The organism is Stenotrophomonas sp. 610A2, from assembly GCF_030549615.1.
GTDB classification, from domain to species: Bacteria; Pseudomonadota; Gammaproteobacteria; order Xanthomonadales; family Xanthomonadaceae; genus Stenotrophomonas; species Stenotrophomonas pigmentata.
The window spans coordinates 2,035,595-2,055,771 of the sequence record NZ_CP130832.1 but is presented as its reverse complement, the minus strand read 5'-3'; the positions used below and the strand labels follow the sequence as shown (position 1 = coordinate 2,055,771).

General features: G+C 62.8%; 16 protein-coding genes and 1 pseudogene. 4 read left to right on the top strand and 13 right to left on the bottom strand.

All coding sequences use genetic code 11. The annotated features are described in order from the left end of the window. The first annotated feature begins 173 nt into the window (after positions 1 to 173). Together Q5Z11_RS20740 and Q5Z11_RS09400 are read left to right on the top strand one after the other, a co-directional pair. Positions 174 to 410, top strand: coding sequence for a TraK family protein (locus tag Q5Z11_RS20740; RefSeq protein WP_405051671.1), 237 nt, complete (start codon positions 174 to 176; stop codon positions 408 to 410). Positions 411 to 488: 78 nt separating this feature from the next. Next, positions 489 to 1,606, top strand: a protein-coding gene (locus Q5Z11_RS09400; protein ID WP_405051670.1) for an IS3 family transposase whose coding sequence is annotated in 2 segments (ribosomal slippage) — positions 489 to 741 and positions 741 to 1,606 — 1,119 coding nt in all. Because the reading frame shifts where the segments join, the coding sequence is not laid out codon by codon here. Here Q5Z11_RS09400 and Q5Z11_RS09395 read toward each other — a convergent pair. The 13 genes and pseudogenes from Q5Z11_RS09395 to ndk form a co-directional block, all read right to left on the bottom strand. Beyond that, positions 1,548 to 2,276, bottom strand: a pseudogene (locus Q5Z11_RS09395) (tyrosine-type recombinase/integrase); the annotation flags it as partial. The gene Q5Z11_RS09400 and the pseudogene Q5Z11_RS09395 overlap by 59 nt on opposite strands. Before the next feature lie 308 nt (positions 2,277 to 2,584). Next, the gene (gene guaA, locus Q5Z11_RS09390; RefSeq protein WP_303749732.1) at positions 2,585 to 4,150 is read right to left on the bottom strand and encodes a glutamine-hydrolyzing GMP synthase; all 1,566 of its coding nucleotides are present in this window, start codon (positions 4,148 to 4,150) and stop codon (positions 2,585 to 2,587) included. A gap of 104 nt (positions 4,151 to 4,254) precedes the next feature. Continuing rightward, a complete protein-coding gene (gene guaB, locus Q5Z11_RS09385; RefSeq protein ID WP_303749731.1) occupies positions 4,255 to 5,712 on the bottom strand; it encodes an IMP dehydrogenase in 1,458 nt (485 codons plus the stop codon). 182 nt (positions 5,713 to 5,894) lie between these two features. Next, on the bottom strand, positions 5,895 to 6,794 hold the full coding sequence (gene folD, locus Q5Z11_RS09380; protein WP_303749730.1) for a bifunctional methylenetetrahydrofolate dehydrogenase/methenyltetrahydrofolate cyclohydrolase FolD: 900 nt from the start codon (positions 6,792 to 6,794) through the stop codon (positions 5,895 to 5,897). Between the two features lie 68 nt (positions 6,795 to 6,862). Next, complete coding sequence (locus Q5Z11_RS09375) at positions 6,863 to 8,716, bottom strand: monovalent cation:proton antiporter-2 (CPA2) family protein (RefSeq protein ID WP_303749729.1); 1,854 nt, start codon at positions 8,714 to 8,716, stop codon at positions 6,863 to 6,865. Between the two features lie 81 nt (positions 8,717 to 8,797). Next, positions 8,798 to 9,937, bottom strand: coding sequence for a molybdopterin-synthase adenylyltransferase MoeB (moeB, locus tag Q5Z11_RS09370; protein WP_303749728.1), 1,140 nt, complete (start codon positions 9,935 to 9,937; stop codon positions 8,798 to 8,800). 331 nt (positions 9,938 to 10,268) lie between these two features. After that, positions 10,269 to 11,669 carry a ribosome biogenesis GTPase Der gene (der, locus tag Q5Z11_RS09365; protein WP_303749727.1) on the bottom strand — a complete coding sequence of 467 codons (1,401 nt, stop codon included), beginning with the start codon at positions 11,667 to 11,669 and terminating at the stop codon, positions 10,269 to 10,271. Positions 11,670 to 11,681: 12 nt separating this feature from the next. Next, positions 11,682 to 12,878, bottom strand: coding sequence for an outer membrane protein assembly factor BamB (gene bamB, locus Q5Z11_RS09360; protein WP_303749726.1), 1,197 nt, complete (start codon positions 12,876 to 12,878; stop codon positions 11,682 to 11,684). Beyond that, positions 12,878 to 13,519, bottom strand: coding sequence for a YfgM family protein (locus Q5Z11_RS09355; RefSeq protein ID WP_303749725.1), 642 nt, complete (start codon positions 13,517 to 13,519; stop codon positions 12,878 to 12,880). The genes bamB and Q5Z11_RS09355 overlap by 1 nt, the downstream gene beginning before the upstream one ends. A 55-nt stretch (positions 13,520 to 13,574) precedes the next feature. Continuing rightward, positions 13,575 to 14,417: a helix-turn-helix domain-containing protein gene (locus Q5Z11_RS09350; protein WP_303749724.1), complete on the bottom strand. Its 843-nt coding sequence runs from the start codon at positions 14,415 to 14,417 to the stop codon at positions 13,575 to 13,577. A 6-nt stretch (positions 14,418 to 14,423) separates the two neighbouring features. Continuing rightward, a complete protein-coding gene (gene pilW / locus Q5Z11_RS09345) occupies positions 14,424 to 15,191 on the bottom strand; it encodes a type IV pilus biogenesis/stability protein PilW (protein WP_405051686.1) in 768 nt (255 codons plus the stop codon). Between the two features lie 7 nt (positions 15,192 to 15,198). Beyond that, on the bottom strand, positions 15,199 to 16,404 hold the full coding sequence (gene rlmN, locus Q5Z11_RS09340) for a 23S rRNA (adenine(2503)-C(2))-methyltransferase RlmN (RefSeq protein ID WP_303749722.1): 1,206 nt from the start codon (positions 16,402 to 16,404) through the stop codon (positions 15,199 to 15,201). A gap of 15 nt (positions 16,405 to 16,419) precedes the next feature. Continuing rightward, a complete protein-coding gene (gene ndk / locus Q5Z11_RS09335; protein ID WP_057628193.1) occupies positions 16,420 to 16,845 on the bottom strand; it encodes a nucleoside-diphosphate kinase in 426 nt (141 codons plus the stop codon). 209 nt (positions 16,846 to 17,054) lie between these two features. On the opposite strand from ndk, the gene Q5Z11_RS09330 reads away from it, so the two are divergent. Together Q5Z11_RS09330 and Q5Z11_RS09325 are read left to right on the top strand one after the other, a co-directional pair. Further along, positions 17,055 to 17,708, top strand: coding sequence for a TetR/AcrR family transcriptional regulator (locus Q5Z11_RS09330; RefSeq protein ID WP_303749721.1), 654 nt, complete (start codon positions 17,055 to 17,057; stop codon positions 17,706 to 17,708). Between the two features lie 34 nt (positions 17,709 to 17,742). Next, positions 17,743 to 20,115, top strand: coding sequence for a 3-hydroxyacyl-CoA dehydrogenase/enoyl-CoA hydratase family protein (locus tag Q5Z11_RS09325; RefSeq protein ID WP_303749720.1), 2,373 nt, complete (start codon positions 17,743 to 17,745; stop codon positions 20,113 to 20,115). Positions 20,116 to 20,177 lie beyond the last annotated feature (62 nt).

The following is a 20,177-nucleotide window of genomic DNA, read 5'->3' as shown; positions in this document are numbered from 1 at the left end:
CGAATTTCAGCTCTTACGGCTGTCTGGCACAAATGCCCATTCGACGCATGTCGACGCACCAAAACGCATAGCGGCGCATTTTTTACTTTAGTTGTACGCGTATCAGCGCATAGAATTGCATCAAAGCGCACGTCGACGCATGGCGGCGCACTTCCTGATTAGGCGGGATTTATATGGCGTATGACCGAAGCAAAACCGTCGGCCGGGTCGCGTTCCTGGCTCACCGTGACGCAATCCGTGACCTACTGCAGAAGGGGCACCGTAACAAGGAGGTTTTCGCAGAGCTGGAAGCCAAGCTGACCATTAGCTACTCCCAATTCAACCGTTATGTCGCTCGGTACATTTGGGGAGCGAACAACGACGGACACCAAAGGAAAAGCAACGGCGAAATCACTCCGCCAACTCACTGACCACCTCCCAGCTTTTTGAGCCATTCAAAAGTAGAGAAATTCGGCGAAACTAACCCCAAGCAAAGAGGTGGTTTTGCCATGAAGAAGTCGAAGTTCACCGAAGAGCAGATTGCGTTTGCCCTGCGCCAGGCCGAGGGCGGTACATCAGTCGGCGAGACGTGCCGGAAGATGGGCATTTCCGAGGCCACGTTCTACAACTGGAAGAAGAAGTACGGCGGCCTGGGCGTGTCCGAGCTGCGCCGGCTGCGGCAGCTCGAGGAGGAAAACCGCAAGCTCAAACAACTGGTCGCGGATCTGTGCCTGGACAAAGTGATGCTTCAGGACGTCATTCAAAAAAAGCTCTGAGGCCGGTGCAGCGACATACGCTCATCGGCTTTCTGCAGCGTGCTTACGGAATCAGCCAGCGGCGGGCATGCGGCGTGATGCGCCAAGCCCGTTCCGGGCTGGCGTACAAACCGGTGCGCAAGATTCTGGATGCGCCATTGACGCGGCGCATCGAGGAGATAGCCCAGACGCGGGTGCGTTACGGCTACCAGCGCATCCACATCCTGCTGCGCCGTGAAGGCTGGCCGATCAATCGCAAACGCGTGCATCGGCTGTACAAGCTGGCAGGGCTGAATCTGCGCTCAAAGCGACCGCGGCGACGCAGGGCCGCTGCGGACCGCTTGGATCGGCCGCTACTCACCGCACCCAACCAGAGCTGGAGCATGGATTTCGTTAGCGATGCGCTCTTCGTTGGACGCCGTTTCCGCTCGTTAACCGTAGTCAACAACTTCAGCCGCGAGTGTCTGGCCATTGTCATGGGGCAGAGCCTGCGCGGCGAAGATGTTGTCGAAACGCTGGAACACCTGCGGCAGGAACGCGGTTCACCGCGTCGGGTTCAGGCGGATAATGGGCCTGAATTCATCAGTATCGTGCTGGACAAATGGGCTTACGATCACGGCGTTACCATCGACTTTTCGCGCCCTGGCAAGCCGACCGATAACGCCTTCGTCGAATCTTTCAACGGTTCATTTCGCGACGAATGTCTGAACGTGCACTGGTTCCTGTCCCTGGACGACGCTCGCCGGAAGATTGAAAACTGGAGAACCGACTACAATCATTTCCGTCCGCATTCGTCTCTGGGAAATGCCGCGCCAGCGCAGTTCGCCGAGACATTTCGGACAGCCCCAAACACGCCGATTTCTCTACCGTAGGGCGGCTCAAGATTTGGGAGGCCGTCATTGGTACATCAACGCGATTTCGTCAGGGCCAAAAGCGCGGTCGCGCGGCTCGAATTTAGCAATGCTCGCAGGCCGTACGAGATCGGTCGGGTTCTCGACCTTCTGGCCACGCTCAATCGCTCATCGGAAGACCTGCATCACGATTTCACGGGAGTGCACCGCCGTTGCTGGGGCACCTCGTTCCACGATTGCATCCGTCAGCGCTCGCAGGTCCTCGTGATTGATTTCTACCAGCTTTTGATTGCCGAGCTTCGGTTTCAGCTCACGCTCGTAAACAGAGCGGCGCATGTCACGGGTCGAGTGGGCCATCTGGTACCCGCGTAGCCATTTCTCTGCCCAGGCATCAAAGGTCTCTGCGCCCTTGCTACAAGCCTTGTCGCGGGTTTTCTCCTTGGCAGGTGACCTGCCAGCCGCAACCATCTTTTTTGGCCTCACCAAGCCGCTCTCGCGCTTCTGCAAGCGTGATACCACCTACGCCATAGCGACCAAACGTGATCGTCTCCTGTCGGCCGTTGATGGAGTAGTTGTAGCGAAACGAGATCGACCCCGCAGTCGTGACGGCCACATAAAGTCCATCGCGGTCGTTCACCTTGTAGAGTTTTTCTTTCGGTTTGAGATTACGCAGCTTGGTATCGGTCAGCATGGGGCTCGCGAATTCCATTCAAGAAAATACCATGCTCAGAAACGCACCAAAAACCGCAAGGAAACCCAATAAAAACGGACTGTTGATGATATTTGATACCATGCTAGTCCCTATAGGGGCGACATGGTATCGAACACTGAGCAGGGCATTGGGCTCAGTCAATGCCCCGTACCATGCCACACAAACACGGTGCTTGACGATGCACAAAGCTGCCGGAATTTGCCAGACCCAAAAAGCCGAAAGCCCGCTATTACACGGGCTTCTGGGTGTTTCTTGCTACATGGTGCCGGTCAGTGCCGGACGCCCAATCATTCCCACTCGATCGTCGCCGGCGGCTTGCCGGAGATGTCGTAGACCACGCGCGAGACGCCACGCAGCTCATTGATGATGCGGTTGGAGACGCGGCCGAGGAAGTCGTACGGCAGGTGCGCCCAATGTGCGGTCATGAAATCGATGGTCTCCACTGCGCGCAGTGCGATCACCCACTCATAGGCACGTGCATCGCCAACCACGCCTACCGACTTCACTGGCAGGAACACGGCGAAGGCCTGGCTGGTCTTGGCGTACAGATCGGCGGCACGCAGTTCTTCGATGAAGATCGCATCGGCCTTGCCCAGCAGTTCTGCGTATTCGCGCTTCACTTCGCCGAGGATGCGCACGCCCAGGCCCGGACCCGGGAACGGATGGCGGTAGACCATCGCGCGCGGCAGGCCGAGTTCGACGCCGAGGCGACGCACTTCGTCCTTGAACAGCTCGCGCAGCGGTTCCACCAGCTTGAGCTTCATGTCTTCCGGCAAGCCGCCGACGTTGTGGTGGCTCTTGATGACGTGTGCCTTGCCGGTCTTGCTGCCGGCCGACTCGATCACGTCCGGATAGATCGTGCCCTGCGCCAGCCACTTGGCATTGCTCAACTTGTTCGATTCTTCATCGAAGATCTCGACGAACAGGTTGCCGATGATCTTGCGCTTGGCTTCCGGATCGCTGACGCCTTCCAGTGCCTTGAAGTAACGGTCGGCGGCATTCACGCGCACGACCTTGACGCCCATGTTCTCGGCCATCATCTGCATGACCTGGTCGCCTTCCTGGAAGCGCAGCAGGCCGGTGTCGACGAACACACAGGTCAGCTGGGTGCCGATGGCCTTGTGCAGCAACGCTGCGACCACGGAGGAATCCACACCGCCGGACAGGCCCAGGATCACTTCATCGCTGCCAACCTGCTCGCGCACGCGGGCGATCTGGTCGTCGATGATATTGGCCGCGGTCCACAGCGTGGCGCAGCCGCAGATCTCGGTGACGAAACGCTTCAGGAGTGCCGAGCCCTGTTTGGTATGGGTCACTTCCGGATGGAACTGCACGCCGTACCAACGCTTGTCTTCGTTGGCCATGGCGGCCACCGGGATGCGGTCGGTCACGGCAGTGATGGCGAAGCCCGGCGGCACGTGGGTGACGTGGTCGCCATGGCTCATCCACACGTCCAGGCGCGGCTCGCCGTTGTGGTCGGACAGGCCGCCCAGCAGTCCGTCGTTGCCGAGCAGCTTCACTTCGGCATGGCCGAACTCGCGCTGGTCAGCGGCTTCGGTGCCGCCGCCCAACTGCTTGGCCATGGTCTGCAGGCCGTAGCAGATGCCCAGCAGCGGCAAGCCGCTGTCGAACACTTCCTGCGGCGCAGCCGGCGCGCCGGGCAGCGTGGTGGTTTCCGGGCCGCCGGACAGGATGATGCCCTTGGCACCAAAGGCGGCGATCTCGGCCGGATCGTGGTCCCATGCCCAGATTTCGCAGTACACACCGAACTCGCGGATGCGGCGCGCGATCAGCTGCGTGTACTGTGCGCCGAAATCGAGGATGAGGATCTTGTCGTTATGGATGTTGGTCATAAAGCCCGGCAAGTGATCAATGAAAACGGGAGTCGATGCAAAACGAATGGCGGATAGAGAAAGAGGAACGGGACCAGGTCCACGTTCCTCTTCTGCTTACCGCATCAAGCGCGGTAGTTCGGCGGCTCTTTGGTGATCTGCACGTCGTGGACGTGGCTCTCACGTTGGCCGGCACCGCTGATCTTGACGAAGTTCGGCTTGGTGCGCATTTCTTCGATGGTGGCGCAGCCCACATAACCCATGGTCGCGCGCAGGCCACCGATGAGCTGATGGATGATGCCGCCAACCGGGCCGCGATACGGCACGCGGCCTTCGATGCCTTCCGGCACCAGCTTGTCGGCGGTGGCAGCGTCCTGGAAGTAACGGTCCTTGGAACCCTTCTCCATCGCAGCCAGCGAACCCATGCCACGGTAGCTCTTGTAGGAGCGGCCCTGGAACAGTTCGGTTTCGCCCGGCGATTCCTCGGTACCTGCGAGCAAGCCACCGATCATCACGGTCGACGCACCAGCGGCCAGAGCCTTGCCGATGTCGCCGGAGTAACGGATGCCACCGTCGGCGATCAGCGGGATGCGATCCTGCAGCGCTTCGGCAACCAGGTCGATCGCGGTGACCTGCGGCACACCGACACCCGCGACAACGCGCGTGGTGCAGATCGAGCCCGGGCCAATACCCACCTTGACCGCATCGGCGCCGCTGTCGAACAGGGCCAGCGCCGCATCACCGGTGCAGATGTTGCCGCCGATGACCTGCACGTTCGGGAAGTTCTTCTTCACCCAGCGCACGCGGTCCAGCACGCCCTGCGAATGGCCGTGCGCGGTGTCGACCACCAGCACGTCCACGCCGGCAGCAACCAGCGCTTCGACGCGGCGATCGGTGTCGCCACCAACGCCGACCGCAGCACCAACCAGCAGGCGCGTTGCGGCGTCCTTGGCAGCGTTCGGGTTGTCGCTCTTCTTCTGGATGTCCTTGACCGTGATCAGGCCGCGCAGTTCGAACGCGTCGTTGACCACCAGTACTTTTTCGATGCGGTTCTTGTGCAGCAGCGACAGCACTTCGTCCGAGGCCGCGCCTTCCTTGACCGTGACCAGGCGATCCTTCTTGGTCATGATGTGGCGGACCGGATCGTCCAGCTCGGTTTCAAAGCGCATGTCACGGTGGGTGACAATGCCGGCCAGCTGGCCGTCGCTGCCCACCACCGGCACGCCGGAGATGTTGTGCGCCTGGGTCAGGGCCAGCACATCACGGATCGTGGTTTCCGGACCAACGGTGATCGGGTCGCGGATGACGCCGGATTCGAACTTCTTGACCTTGGCCACTTCGGCAGCTTGCTGCTCGACGGTCAGGTTCTTGTGCAGGATGCCAATGCCGCCGATCTGGGCCATGGCGATGGCCAGGCGAGCCTCAGTGACGGTATCCATGGCGGCCGAGACAATCGGCAACTTCAACCGCAGGTCGCGCGTCAGCCGCGTGCCGAGGTCAACGTCCTTAGGCAGAACGATGGAGTGAGCGGGGACGAGAGAAACGTCATCGTACGTTAGTGCTTCAGCCTGGATGCGCAGCATCGGCGTGCCCGGTAGATATGGGGAAGCGCGACATTTTACCCTTATTTGCCCGCCGATGTCAGGGGGCCAGCGCGACGCAGTGTCGCGCTGGCGAGGAGGCATTCAGGTGTAGTGCCGAGCCATGCTCGGCAAGGGCATTACCGGGAAAGCCTCTGCCGAGCATGGCTCGGCACTACCGAGCCTTAGAACGACAAACCTTCAGCGCTGGCCTCGGCCGCCTCGATCGTGTTCTGCATCAGCGTGGCCACCGTCATCGGACCAACACCACCCGGCACCGGCGTGATCCAGCTTGCCCGCTGCGCTGCTGCCTCAAAGCCGACATCGCCAACCAGCCGGCCATCTTCCAGACGGTTGATGCCTACATCGATCACCACCGCGCCCGGCTTTACCCATTCACCCGGGATCAGCTGCGGAATACCCACCGCCACGACCAGGATATCGGCGCTGCGCACGGCCTGTTCCAGCACGTCCTTGGGGGTGAACTTGTGGCAGCTGGTCACCGTGCAACCGGCAATCAGCAATTCCAGGCCCATCGGCCGGCCGACGTGATTGCTGACGCCGACGATGGTGGCATTGCGGCCGCGTACCGGCTGGTCGGTGTGGCCAAGCAGCGTGGTGATGCCACGCGGCGTGCACGGACGCAGGCCGAACTCGCGCAGCACCAGATGACCCACGTTCTGCGGGTGGAAACCATCCACGTCCTTGCGCGGGTCGATGCGCTGGATCAGGCGATTGGCATCGGGAATGCCCGGCAGCGGCAGCTGGATCAGGATGCCGTGGATCTTGGGATCGGCATTGAGCTGGTCGATCAGCTCCAGCAACTGCGCCTCACTGGTGCCTTCCGGCAGGTCGTAGTCGAACGCTTCGATGCCGACCTTCTCGGCCGCGCGGCGCTTGTTGCGCACGTACACCGAGGACGCCGGGTCGCCGCCCACCAGTACCACTGCCAGGCCGGGGCGGGTCCCGCCAGCGGCCAGACGGGCGTCGACGCGCACCTTCAAATCGTCGAGCAGTTCCTCGGCGATACGGCGGCCATCAAGGATGCGGGAGGTCTGCGGGGAGGCGTCGGCGAGGACAGTCATGGGGTATGGCGGTGAACACGGGGGCGGCTATTGTCCCTGATTCCGGCCAGCGCCACACCTCGTCATGGTCACGGCGCCCCGCCTGAATCGGCAGCGGCCGGCTCCCCTGCCCCGGCAATGGCGTCGGGATTGAGCGGGCGCGCCTCACGCCGCGGCGGAGTGAACGGCGTCGGCGTCGGTACGCCAGGGGTATTGCGGTACATCAGGCCGGTGTCAGCCTGCAGCCCGCCACCGGCCATTTCCAGCTCGAAACGCTCGGCGTCACGGCTGCGGATCTCACGCGCGACCAGGTCGGCCTCGTCTTCATCCACGCCCAGCTGCATCAGCGCCGCGCGACCGAACTCCACCGCCGACTCGAAGGTTTCGCGGATCTGGAAATCGACGCCAGCGTGTATCAAGGACAGCGAGTGCTCACGGTCGAACGAGCGCACCAGCAGTTTTGCCAGCGGGAACTCGTGCCGCACCAGCTCGACGATGCGATCAGCAGCAGCACGATCATCCACGCAGACGGCAATCGCGCGTGCGGTTTCGGCGCCGGAGGCGCGCAGCACATCCAGGCGCGTGCCATCGCCGTAATAGATCTTGAAACCGAACCGGGTAGCACTGCGGATCATGTCGATATCGTTGTCGATGATGGTCACATCGACATCACGCGCCAGCAGCGACTGGCTGGACACCTGGCCGAAGCGACCGAAACCGATCACCAACACGCTGCCGGTGAGCCCGTCAGCTGCATCCACATCATCGGCGGAGACCTGCCCCTCCTTCACCAGCAGCCGGTACACCAGCATGCACAGCGGCGTCAGCGCCATCGACAGCACCACGACGGCGGTGAGGTTGGCGTTGACCTTGGCATCGATCACACCGGTGGTTGCCGCTGCGGCAAACAGCACGAAGGCGAACTCGCCACCCTGCGCCATCAGCACGCCGCGATCCAAAGCCTGGCGATGATCACTGCCCATTACCCGCGCCACGCCGTAAATGCAGATCGCCTTGGCCAGCATCATTGCCGGCACCAGCAGCGCGATCACCTTCCAGTTCGCCGCCACCACCGACAGATCCAAAGCCATGCCGACACTGAGGAAGAACAGGCCAAGCAGGATGCCGCGGAACGGCTCGATATCCGCCTCGATCTGATGACGGAAGGTCGACTCGGACAGCAGCACGCCGGCCAGGAAAGCACCCATCGCCATCGACAGCCCACCCAGCTGCATCAACAACGCCGCGCCCAGCACCACCAGCAACGCCGCCGCCGTCATCACTTCACGCGCCTTGGCGGCAGCAAGGATGCGGAACAAGGGATTGAGCAGGTAACGTCCGACCAGCACCAGGCCAACGATGGCACCCGCACCGATGGCGATGCTCGTCCAGCGCGAACCTTCGTGCGCACCGATCTGCGCCGGTGCCATCCACGCCACCACGGCCAGCAACGGCACGATCAGCAGGTCTTCAAACAGCAGGATGGAGACGATCTTCTGCCCGGACGGCAGGGTCAGGTCGCCGCGCTCACCCAACAGCTGCATCACCACCGCAGTGGATGTCAGCACAAAGCCAGCAGCGGCTATGAAGGCGATCTGCGGGCGGTAACCGAACAGGATCGCAACGCCGGTCAGCACCACCGCACAGGTCACGATCTGCGCCGTACCGAGGCCAAAGATCTCGCCGCGCAGGCTCCACAGGTGCGAAGGCCGCATTTCCAGGCCGATCACGAACAGGAACATCACCACACCCAGCTCGGCCACGTGCAGGATGGCCTGCGGATCGGAGAACCAGCCAAATCCAAACGGGCCAATCGCCAAGCCGGCAACGAAGTAGCCCAGCACCGAGCCCAGCCCAAGCCGCCGGAACAGCGGAACAGCCACCACCGCAGCGCCCAACAGGGCAACCACCTTTACCAGTTCCTGCGAGGATTCCGCCGCCATGCCGCACCGCCTTGTAATCGTGTAGGCGCACGATAAAGCAAAAAGCCTGCAGAACTGCTCATTCCCCCGCGCTTTTTCAGCTCAAGGCGAATGCGAACAGAACGCGGCGTAATCAATGTAACCGGGGAACGGCACGCCGGGGGCGCACACAGGGCAAGCGGGATCGGCGTGCACGCGGGTTTCGCGGAAGTGCATCTGCAGCGCATCGAAGCGCAGCAGGCGCCCCACCAGCGGCTCGCCCATATCCAACAGCAGCTTCACCACCTCGGTCGCCTGCATCACCCCGGCCAAGCCCGGCAGCACACCCAACACGCCGGCTTCGGAACAATTGGGCGCGAATTCAGGCGGCGGCGGCTCCGGGAACAGGCAGCGGTAACACGGTGCCACACCGCGCTGGCGGCCCGCATCGAACACACTCACCTGCCCATCGAAACGCTCGATGGCGGCGTAGACCAAGGGCTTGGCGTGCTTGATGCAGGCATCGTTTAACAGGTAGCGCAGCGGGAAATTATCCGAGCCATCCAGCACCACATCCACATCCTGCAACAGGGCATCGATGTTGGCCGAGGTGACGCGCTCAGCGACCGCCTCCACCTCGATATGCGGGTTCAGCGCCAACAGCCGTTGTCGCGCCGATTCCACCTTGGCTGTGCCCAAGGCAGCTTCGGTATGGATGATCTGCCGCTGCAGGTTGCTGCGTTCGACCACATCGTCATCGACAATCCGCAGCCTGCCCACCCCCGCTGCAGCAAGATAGAACGCTGCCGGGGCACCAAGCCCACCGGCACCCAGCACCAGCACGGTTGATTGCTGAAGCCTGCGCTGGCCAGTTTCGCCCACCTGCGGCAGCAGCAGGTGCCGCGAGTAACGGTCGTAGAAGTCGCGCTCACCGGCATCCAGCATGGGCTGGACCAAGGGCAAGCCCGAAGTCCGCCAGGCAACGGTGCCGCCACTTACCGAGGACAGGTTTGTATAGCCCGCCTCCTGCAACCCGATTGCGGCATCGGCCGAGCGCTTGCCACTCTGGCAGATCAGCAGGATTTCGCGTTCGTACGCGGGCAGGTGCCGGGACGGCTCGGCCAGCAGGTCGGTCTTGGCAATGCCGATTGCGCCCTCCGCCATGCCCCCTGCCCGCTCGTGCGCCTCGCGCACGTCGATCAGCAATGCGCCATCTGCGTGGCGGGCACGGGCCTGTTCCGGAGTCAGTTCGCGAATGCTCATGGCTGGATTATCGTCCAAACGGACAGCGAGGGAGGGAACGACTTACAGCTTTGGGCTTTGGGCTTACCGCTTTGGGCTTTGGCTTCTAAGCTCGTCATTACCGCGCAGGCGGGAATCGCTCTTGCCCTCGCTCCGGCCCCTGCCTTCGCGCTAGGTCTTTCCAAGCAAGAGCAGGAGCGATTCCCGCCTTCGCGGGAATGACGAAGTCATTTAGTGGGAACGCTGGCCAAATCGAACGCGCCACCCTCCCAACACACCAAAAACAAAAGCGGCCTTTCGGCCGCTTTCGCTCACATCACTCGGCACGCTTGAGACACGTACCTGGCCTGAATCACTTCCTGCCCTTGACGTGCTTCATCAAGCGCCGCTTGGCCTTGACCTGGCGGTCCGTCAATACGTTCTTCTTGCCCTCGTACGGGTTGGCACCCTCACGGAACAGGAAGGTCACCGGTGTACCCACCAGCTTGAAACGCTTGCGGAAGAAGTTCTCCAGGTAACGCTTATACGAATCCGGCAGTTCCTTCAGGCGCGTACCGTGCACGATGAAGGTCGGCGGATTGCTGCCGCCCGGGTGCACATAACGCAGCTTGGAAACATGACCACGAATGCTCGGCGGCGGGTTGGCCTCGTAGGCGATTTCCAACGCCTTGTTGACCTCGGCAGTGCTGAACTCATGCGTCGCCGAGGCATGCGCCCGGTGGATCGCCTTGAACAACTCACGCAGGCCCGAGCCATGCAGCGCGGAAATCCGTACGTTCTCGGCCCACGGCACGAAGCCCAGCTTCAGCGACAACAGGGTTTCTGCCTGCTGCTTGTCGTACTCGCTCAGGCCATCCCATTTGTTGATCGCAATGACCAGGGCGCGACCAGCATCCAGCACCGCACCCAGCACACTGGCGTCCTGATCGGTCACGCCTTCGTGGGCGTCCAGCATCAGCACCGCCACCTGGCATTGCTCGATCGAGCGTAGCGTCTTGACCACGCTGAACTTCTCGACCACTTCGTCCACGCGCGACTTGCGGCGCAGACCGGCGGTGTCGATCAAGCGATACAGCTCACCCTCGCGATCCAGATCCACCGCGATCGAGTCGCGGGTGGTACCCGGCACTTCGGAGGCGATCATGCGCTCCTCGCCGAGGATGCGATTCACCAGCGTCGACTTGCCCACGTTGGGGCGGCCAACGAAGGCAATGCGGATGCGGTTCGGATCGTTGTCCAGGGTCTCGGCCGTGCCTTCTTCCGGCAGGCGCCCGACAACCTCTTCAACCAGATCATCGATGCCCTGCCGATGCGCGGCAGAGACAGTCAGCATCTCGCTGAAGCCATAACGGGAAAACTCCGAACGAACGGCATGTTCGTCCGTACCGTCGATCTTGTTGATCAACAGCAAGGTAGGCCGCGCAAGCTTGCGCAGCCAAGACAGGATCTCGTCATCCAGGGCCGACGTGCCATCACGCGCGTCAACAACAAATACGATCAGATCCGCCTCACCGGCGGCGGCTCGGGCTTGGCGCGCGGTGGCGCCAGCCAGCCCTTCCTCTTCACCGGCAATACCACCGGTATCGACGATCAGGAAGGGATTGTCCTCATCTAGACGGCAAACACCGTAGTTGCGATCGCGGGTAACACCCGGCTGGTCATGTACCAGCGCATCGCGCGTACGGGTCAACAGATTGAAAATGGTGGACTTACCGACGTTCGGTCGTCCAACCAGGGCGACCAAAGGCAGCATCGCTATGACTCCTTATTGGGCCAACCGGAATGCGGTCAGCTTTCCATCAACGTTCTGCACCAGCAGGATGCCGTCGGCGACGACCGGCTGCGCCAGCAGAGCATCACCACCGCTCTTCTCACGCGCCGCAAACTCGCCATCGCTCAACCGCAGCCAATGCAGATATCCCTTGTAGTCCCCCACCACGGCATAGTCACCCTGGATGGCGGCACCGGTCAGTGAGCGGCGCGCCAGCGCCTGCTGTGACCACATTGCCGAGCCGGAGGTTTTATCCAGCCCGTAAACCGAACCCTTGCCATCGGTGACCACGACATTGCCCGAGGACACCGCAACACCACCGCCACCGCCGTGGTCACGCGACCACATCGGACGACCGGTCGGGCCTTCAATGGCCATGGTTTCGTTCTTGAAGCTGGTCACAAACAGCGTATTGCCTTCCAGCACCGGCGCACCATCGATGTCGGCCATGCGCTCCAGCTCGGTACGGCCTTCCGGCGTACCCACCATCTGTTCCCACAGCGGGCGACCGTCCTGCATCGCCAACGCGGCAAGGGTACCGTCATCGTTGCCGATGAACAGTACGCCCGGGCCGGTGACGACCGGTGCATTGCCACGCACGGTCAGCGACGGCAGTTCCTGCGAATTGAACCAACGCTGTTCGCCGGTGGCGGCGTCCAGTGCGGTGGTGCGGCCATCGTTGCTGCGCACGAACACCAGGCCCTGTGCCACGGCCGGGGCGGCGATCACTTCACCGGTGACCTTGGACTTCCACTTTTCGCTGCCGTTGGCTGCGTCCAGTGCAATCACCTGACCGTCCAGCGTGCCGATCACCACCAAGCCTTCACCAACACCCGGACCACCGGAAAGACGCAGCTTGGGCTTCTTCTTTTCCTTGGCCGGGCTGTATTCCCAGACCTGCTTGCCAGTCTGCAGGTCCAGCGCATGCACGCCGCCCTGAACTGCAGCCGCATACACGCGACCATCAGCCACCACCGGCGCCTGACGCAGGCCGATACGGCCCTCGCCCTTGCCGACGTTTGCCGACCAGATCTTGTCGACCTTGACGCTCGGTTCGAACTTGGTCAGCTCAGCAGGTTCCAGCGCCTTCTTGGCCGCCGCATCCTTGCCCGCAAACCAACCCTTGACGGTGGAACAACCGGTCAGCGCCACTGCCATCAGGGCAACGCCTGCAACATGCTTGAACTTCATCAATTCTTCTCCGCTGCAGGATCAGCCACGGTGCCGCCGGCGTCCATCAATTTGGTTTCCAGCAAGCGGCGCTGCGGTGCAGCCACGTCCAGCTTGGCCAGCGCTTGGGTGTAGAGCTCACGTGCCTCATCGCGCTTGTTCTGCGCCATCAGTGCATCGCCGCGGATTTCCAGACCCGAGCTGTCGTCAGCGGCGCCCAGCAAGGTCGCAGCGTCGGCCGGCTTGCCGGTCTCGATCAGCAGGCGCGCAATGCGCTGGTCGATCAGCGCCTTGAACTCGCCTTCGGTCTTGAGCGCACGCAGGGTCTTGATCGCGTCATCGTACTTGCCCGCTTCGACCTGGGCCTTGGCCAGTTCCAGCGATGCCAGATCCGAATAGATGCTGGCCTTGCCACCACCCAGTGCCGCAACTTCCTTGGCCGCCTCGTCCAGATTCTTGGACTGCAGGCTGCGCGAGACAGCTTCGTAACGGACGTTGGCGTCGGCAAGCTTGCCGACCTGCTCTTTCTGCCACCACTGCCAGCCGGCAATAGCTCCAATACCGAGAACTACTCCGCCGATAATCCCGGCGCCATTCTTGCGCAGCCACGTGCGGACACGTTCGCTTTGTTCGTGCTCGTCGAGCAGGTCGTCAATCGCCATGCGTACTCTCGCTCACCCTGGCGGGGAGCCTTGTTGTTTTGTTCGACGCCTGGTTTCAGTGTGAAACCGGCGCCACGGAGCCGTCAGAGGATACCGTAAAGCGGGCCACATTGCCGCGCTTGTACGGTGCCAGGTCGACGTTACCCGCCGCCTGCTGAACCTCGACCTCGGCGGCATTGCCCAGCACCATCCGCCCCACCTGGCCGGCAGCGAAGCTGCGACTCTCGCCAGCGCGTATCAAGGCCTTTTCGACCGTGGCACCGTCCGGCGCGGAAATTTCCACCCAGCTGTCACCCTTGAAGTTCAGGGTCAGCGTTGACGGCGCAGCAGCCGCCGGACGCGCCAGCGGCGCCATCGAAGCAATATAGGGGCCGGTGTCGGCCGGCTGCACCGGAGCCGCGGCAGGCGCCTGAACAGGCGGCGGCACCAGCTCCCCGGCAGCGTCTGTCGCCGGCACCACGTCGAGCGAGGCCGTGCTCGGCGGAGCGCTGTTGGAGTTGCCGCTGATCACGTACCAGACCGGCACGGCCAGTACCGCCGTGATCACCACGTAGACCGCACGGCGACCGATATTCTCAGCCGCGCGCTTCAGCCGCGGGGTATGGGTGTGGCTGACCAGCTTCGGCGGCTCGACCGGCGCGATCCGCGCCTGTTCCAGCAGCCCACCGAGGTCAACCTTCAACAAGCGCGCATAACTGCGTAGCTGGCCACGCACGAATACCGGCGCCCCCAGACGCGACCATTGCTCGCCTTCCAGCGCCGCCACCACCTGCAATGGCATGCGCAGCTGACCAGCAACCTGATCCAGCGACAACCCGGCGGCCTCTCGCGCCTTGCGCAGCTGCTCACCGCAACCCATTACACCTTCTAAAGCACCTACACCCGGATCATTGATCACAATGCGTCAGCCTTGGGGATTCGAGGTTGCAGCTGAAGGAAACTCTTCGCGCAACCGCTGTTGGAACCGACCGGCCGCCATCCTGTCGCCGAGTCGCTCTTCAATCTGAATGGCAAGTTGTAACACGGAAACCGTGGCTGGCGCAGCCGCCAAACGCCGCTGGTAGAAGGCCCGGGCTTCGAAATAGCGCCCCTGCAGCACTTCGCTACGGGTCATGGACTCCAGTGCATAGGCATTTGCGGGCGCCAAGGCCAGCGCCTGGCGAAGGTCTTCCTCCGCGCGTTCGCGCTGCCCGGCATCCAACGCACAGCCACCAGCATTGGCCAGGGCATCCGCACGCGCGCCGTAGTCCGGATCAGCCAGGGCACGGTCAAACCAGACCAGGGCCTCGGCCGGGTGACCACTGCTACACAGCCAGGCACCGTAGTTATTGAGCACATCGCCTTGCTTGGGGGCCAGCTCGGCCGCCTTGCGATAGAACTCACCGGCCGCCTCGGCCTGGCCCCTATGCCCCTCGATCACTGCCTGCATGGTGTAGGCATCGGGCACTTTGGGCTCAAGCTTCTGCGCAGAGCGCGCGAATTCCAGCGCTTCGTCCAACTGGCCGCGGCCAAAGCGATCGCCCGACAGACGCAGGAACTCCTGGTACCGCATCCGCTTGTGAGCGGCCTTGTCCTGCTTGATGCTGTAGTCCGGCGCCACGACCTCCGGGCGACCTACCTTCAAATTGTCCCGCCCGCACGCTGAAACCAGCGCGACAAGGATGAGCAGCAGCCAGCAATCAAGCGACCGCATCACCGCCGTCCTGTTCCTGCAGCAGGCGATTGAACTCGGCCTGGCGACGGGTACGATCCATCACCTGGCCCTTGAGCTGGCCACAGGCGGCATCGATGTCGTCGCCACGGGTACGGCGCACCATCGTCAGCACCTGCGAGTCGAGCAGGATCTTCTGGAAGGCACGGATCTGCTCCTCGCCGGAACGCTCATAGCGCGTACCCGGGAACGGGTTGAACGGAATCAGGTTGACCTTGCCCGAGTCCTTGGCCTGCACGGCGTTGTCGAACTGGCGCATCAGCCGCGCCAGCTGGCGGGCGTGCTCGGGCTGGTCGTTGATGCCCTTCATCAAGGTGTATTCAAAAGTCACCGAGTCGCGCTTCTTGTTGCCGCGCAGGTAGCGCGCGCAGGAAGCCATCAACTCGGCGATAGGGTATTTCTTGTTGAGCGGCACCAGTGTCTCGCGCAGCTCGTCGTTAGGTGCATGCAACGACACTGCAAGCGACACATCGCTCTCGACCGAGAGACGATCGATCTGCGGCACCAGGCCCGAGGTGGACAAGGTCACGCGCTTGTTGGCCAAGCCGTAGCCCAGGTCATCGCGCATGATGCTCATGGCGCGGATGACGTTGTCGAAATTCATCAATGGCTCGCCCATGCCCATCATCACCACGTTGGTGAGACGGCGCATCTGGTGCGGCACATTGCCCAGGTGACGCGCAGCGACCCACACCTGGCCGATGATCTCGGCGGTGCTCAGGTTGCGGTTGAAGCCCTGGGTAGCGGTTGAGCAGAACGTGCAGTTCAGCGCGCAACCAACCTGCGAGGACACGCACAGCGTGCCGCGGGTTTTGTCCGGGATGTAGACGGTTTCGATGGCGTTCTTGCCATCCACGCCCATCGCCAGCAACCACTTGTGGGTGCCGTCGGTCGAGGGCTTGTCGAACACGATGTTCGGGACGACGACCTCGGCATGCTGCTGCAGCTTTGCGCGCAGCGACTTGCCGAGGTCGGTCATCTGGTCGAAATCGGTGACGTAGCGATGGTGGATCCACTTCATCACCTGATGGGCACGGAACTTCTGCTCGCCGAGGGTTTCGACGAAGAACTTTTCCAGGCCCGCGCGATCAAGGTCGAGCAGGTTCTGCTTGCCAGCGGTGGCTGCCGTTTTCGGCAACGGCTGGATGGCGGGTGTCTGTACGACCTCGTTCACGACTTCAACCTCTAATTAACGCGAAACCACTTCGGTGGCAGCAAAGAAGTAAGCAACTTCATTGGCTGCGTTCTCGACCGAATCCGAACCGTGAGCGGCGTTGGCGTCGATCGAATCAGCGAAGTCAGCGCGGATGGTGCCCGGCGCTGCGTCCTTCGGATTGGTGGCGCCCAGCAGGTCGCGGTGGGCCAGGACGGCGTTCTCGCCTTCCAGGGCCTGGATCATCACCGGGCCGGAGATCATGAACTCGACCAGTGCGTTGAAGAACGGACGCTCGCGGTGCACGGCGTAGAAGCCTTCGGCTTCACGGCGCGACAGCTGCTTGTACTTGGCGGCCACGACCTTCAGGCCGGCCTTTTCGAAGCGGGCGTAGATTTCGCCGATCACGTTCTTGGCAACGGCGTCGGGCTTGATGATGGAAAGAGTGCGCTCGAGCGCCATGGGAATTCTCCGGTAGTGGGCCGGTCGGCCCGAGGGTACATGAAAAAACCCGCGTGCGGACGCGGGCTTAGCCTGAATTGCGGTGGCTAATTCTACCGGGTGACCCCGGCGTTTGCACAGCGGCAGATGAATGATGCTGCGGCGCAGCATGACCTGAACGACCAGCCGGGCGTAGGATCCAAACAATCGTTTGATTGATTGAGCCAGCCATGGGCAAACCCGCCAGCTTCTCCACCAAGGACCGCATCCTCGGCGCGGCCGAGGAACTGTTCGCCCAGTACGGTTTTGCCGGCACCTCGCTGCGCCAGGTAACCAGTCACGCCGATGTAAACATTGCTGCGGTCAACTACCACTTCGGGTCCAAGGACAACCTGGTCAATGAAGTGTTCCGCCGCCGCATGGACGAAATGACCGCCGCCCGCCTCGGCCAGTTGGAGCGGGCGCGCAGCGCCCAACCCGGCGACCTGCGCGCGGTTTTGGCCGCCTTCGTCGAGCCAGCCCTGGCCTTGGCCCAGGACCGCCAGAGTGGCGGCGCCTTTGTCCGCGTCATCGCCCGCGCCTATGCGGAGAAGAACGACAACCTGCGCAAGTTCCTGTCCGATCACTACGGCCATGTATTGCGCGAGTTCGGCAAGGCCATCGATGCCTGCATCCCGGGCCTGAGCAAGGAAGAGCTGTATTGGCGCCTGGACTTCCTGGCCGGTTCGCTGACCTACGCCATGGCCGACTTCGGGCTGATCAAGCGCCCGCACAACATCAGCGAGGCCGAGCACCGCAGCAAGGCCGCGCAGGAATTGATCCATTTCGCCGAAGCCGGGTTCCGCGCCAGCGTGCGTAATCCGACCTCCCCCGTCGTTCCCTGATCCAACCGTCATCGCAGACCAAAGGTTTATCGATATGTCCAATTCCCTGCTTGTCCGCCGCGCCGCCGTACTTGGCGCAGGCGTCATGGGTGCGCAGATCGCCGCCCACCTGACCAATGCCGGCGTCGACACCGTGCTGTTCGACCTGGCCGCCAAGGAAGGTCCTGCCGACGGCATCGTGCTCAAGGCCATTGCCAACCTCGGCAAGCTGAGCCCGGCCCCGCTGGCCAGCAAGGTGCTGGCCGAAGCCATCACCCCGGCCAATTACGACTCCGGCCTGGAGCAGCTGCGCGACTGCGACCTGATCATCGAAGCCATCGCTGAACGGATGGACTGGAAGCAGGACCTGTACAAGAAGATCGCACCGTTCGTGAACGAACACGCGGTACTGGCTTCCAACACCTCGGGCCTGGGCATCAACAAGCTGGCCGACGTGCTGCCGGAAGAACTGCGCCACCGTTTCAGCGGCGTGCATTTCTTCAACCCGCCGCGTTACATGCACCTGGCCGAGCTGATCCCGGCCAAGACCACCGACAAGTCGGTGCTGGAAGGCCTGGAAACCTTCCTGACCACCAACCTGGGCAAGGGCGTGGTCTACGCCAAGGACACCCCGAACTTCATCGGCAACCGCATCGGCGTGTTCTCGATCCTGTCGACCATCCACCACACCCAGCAGTTCGGCCTGGGCTTCGACGAAGTGGACGGCCTGACCGGCCCGCTGGTCGGCCGCCCGAAGTCGGCCACCTACCGCACCTCCGACGTGGTCGGCCTGGACACCATGGCCCACGTCATCAAGACCATGGGCGACACCCTGCCTGACGACCCGTGGCACAAGTACTTCAACGCGCCGGCTTGGCTGGGCGCGCTGATCGGCAAGGGTGCATTGGGCCAGAAGACCGGTGCCGGCATCTTCCGCAAGGTCGGCAAGGACATCATGGTCGTCGACCTTGAGAAGCAGGACTACCGTCCGGCCGACCGCGTCGCCGCACCGGAAGTGGTCGAGATCCTGAAGATCAAGAACCCGGCCGAGAAGTTCGCCAAGCTGCGCGAAAGCCAGCACCCGCACGCGCAGTTCCTGTGGGCGACGTTCCGCGACCTGTTCCACTACAGCGCCTACCACCTGGCCGACATCGCCGAAACCGCGCGCGACGTCGACCTGGCCATCCGCTGGGGTTACGGCTGGTCCTTGGGCCCGTTCGAGACCTGGCAGGCTGCCGGTTGGAAGCAGGTGGCGCAGTGGATCGCCGACGATATCGCCGCCGGCAAGAGCATGAGCAATGCGCCGTTGCCTGCCTGGGTGCTGGACGGCCGTGATGGCGTGCATGCCGCCGAAGGCAGCTACAGCCCGTCGCAGAACGCACTGGTGCCGCGCTCGTCGCTGCCGGTGTACCAGCGCCAGCGCTTCCCGGACGCACTGCTGGGCGAGAAGTTCGCGCAGGGCGAAACCGTGTTCGAGAACGACGGCATCCGTCTGTGGACCGACGGTGACGGCATCGGCGTCATCAGCTTCAAGACCAAGATGAACACCGTTTCCGACCAGGTCCTGGACGGCATCCAGCACGCCATCGCCCTTTCCGAGAAGCAGTTCAAGGGCGTGGTGATCTGGCAGAACAAGGAGCCCTTCTCCGCCGGTGCCGATCTGTCCGGCGCACTGGGCGCGTTGAAGGCCGGCAAGTTCGCCGAGTTCGAGGCGATGGTTGCCAACTTCCAGCGCACCAGCCAGCGCATCAAGTACGCCACTGTGCCGGTTGTCACCGCGGTGCGCGGCCTGGCGCTGGGCGGCGGCTGTGAATTCCAGATGCATGCAGCCAAGTCGGTTGCGGCGCTGGAAAGCTATATCGGCCTGGTTGAAGCCGGCGTCGGCCTGCTGCCGGCCGGCGGGGGCCTGAAGGAAATCGCCGTGCGCGCCTCGCAGGCCGCCGGTCCGGACGGCGACGTGTTCGCCGAACTGAAGAAGACCTTCGAAACCGTGGCCATGGCCAAGGTCTCCAACTCGGCAGTCAACGCCAAGGAACTGGGCCTGATGCGCGGCACCGACAAGGTCGTGTTCAACAGCTTCGAGCTGCTGCACATCGCCAAGGCCGAAGTCACCGCGCTGGCCGAAGGCGGCTACCGTCCGCCGATGCCGGCACGCCGCATCCGCGTGGCCGGCGACGTTGGCATTGCCACCTTCAAGATGATGCTGGTCAACATGCTGGAAGGCCGCTTCATCAGCCCCTACGACTACGAAATCGCCGAGCGCATCGCCACCGTGTTGTGCGGCGGCAAGGTCGACCGCAACAGCGTGGTCGACGAAGAGTGGCTGCTGACCCTGGAGCGCAAGCACTTCGTCGAACTGGCCCAGCAGGAAAAGACCCAGGCCCGCATCGCGCACATGCTGACCACCGGCAAGCCGCTGCGGAACTGAGTGAGCGTGCCTCGGGGTGGCGCTGCCAGCGCCGCCCTCGCCCGCCCTCACGCTCACACCTA

Coding starts and splice junctions, on each gene's coding strand:
- Q5Z11_RS20740 (WP_405051671.1), top strand. CDS start 174: ATGGCGTATGACCGAAGCAAAACCGTCGGCCGGGTCGCGTTCCTGGCT.
- guaA (WP_303749732.1), bottom strand. CDS start 4,150: ATGACCAACATCCATAACGACAAGATCCTCATCCTCGATTTCGGCGCA.
- guaB (WP_303749731.1), bottom strand. CDS start 5,712: ATGCTGCGCATCCAGGCTGAAGCACTAACGTACGATGACGTTTCTCTC.
- folD (WP_303749730.1), bottom strand. CDS start 6,794: ATGACTGTCCTCGCCGACGCCTCCCCGCAGACCTCCCGCATCCTTGAT.
- Q5Z11_RS09375 (WP_303749729.1), bottom strand. CDS start 8,716: ATGGCGGCGGAATCCTCGCAGGAACTGGTAAAGGTGGTTGCCCTGTTG.
- moeB (WP_303749728.1), bottom strand. CDS start 9,937: ATGAGCATTCGCGAACTGACTCCGGAACAGGCCCGTGCCCGCCACGCA.
- der (WP_303749727.1), bottom strand. CDS start 11,669: ATGCTGCCTTTGGTCGCCCTGGTTGGACGACCGAACGTCGGTAAGTCC.
- bamB (WP_303749726.1), bottom strand. CDS start 12,878: ATGAAGTTCAAGCATGTTGCAGGCGTTGCCCTGATGGCAGTGGCGCTG.
- Q5Z11_RS09355 (WP_303749725.1), bottom strand. CDS start 13,519: ATGGCGATTGACGACCTGCTCGACGAGCACGAACAAAGCGAACGTGTC.
- ndk (WP_057628193.1), bottom strand. CDS start 16,845: ATGGCGCTCGAGCGCACTCTTTCCATCATCAAGCCCGACGCCGTTGCC.
- Q5Z11_RS09330 (WP_303749721.1), top strand. CDS start 17,055: ATGGGCAAACCCGCCAGCTTCTCCACCAAGGACCGCATCCTCGGCGCG.
- Q5Z11_RS09325 (WP_303749720.1), top strand. CDS start 17,743: ATGTCCAATTCCCTGCTTGTCCGCCGCGCCGCCGTACTTGGCGCAGGC.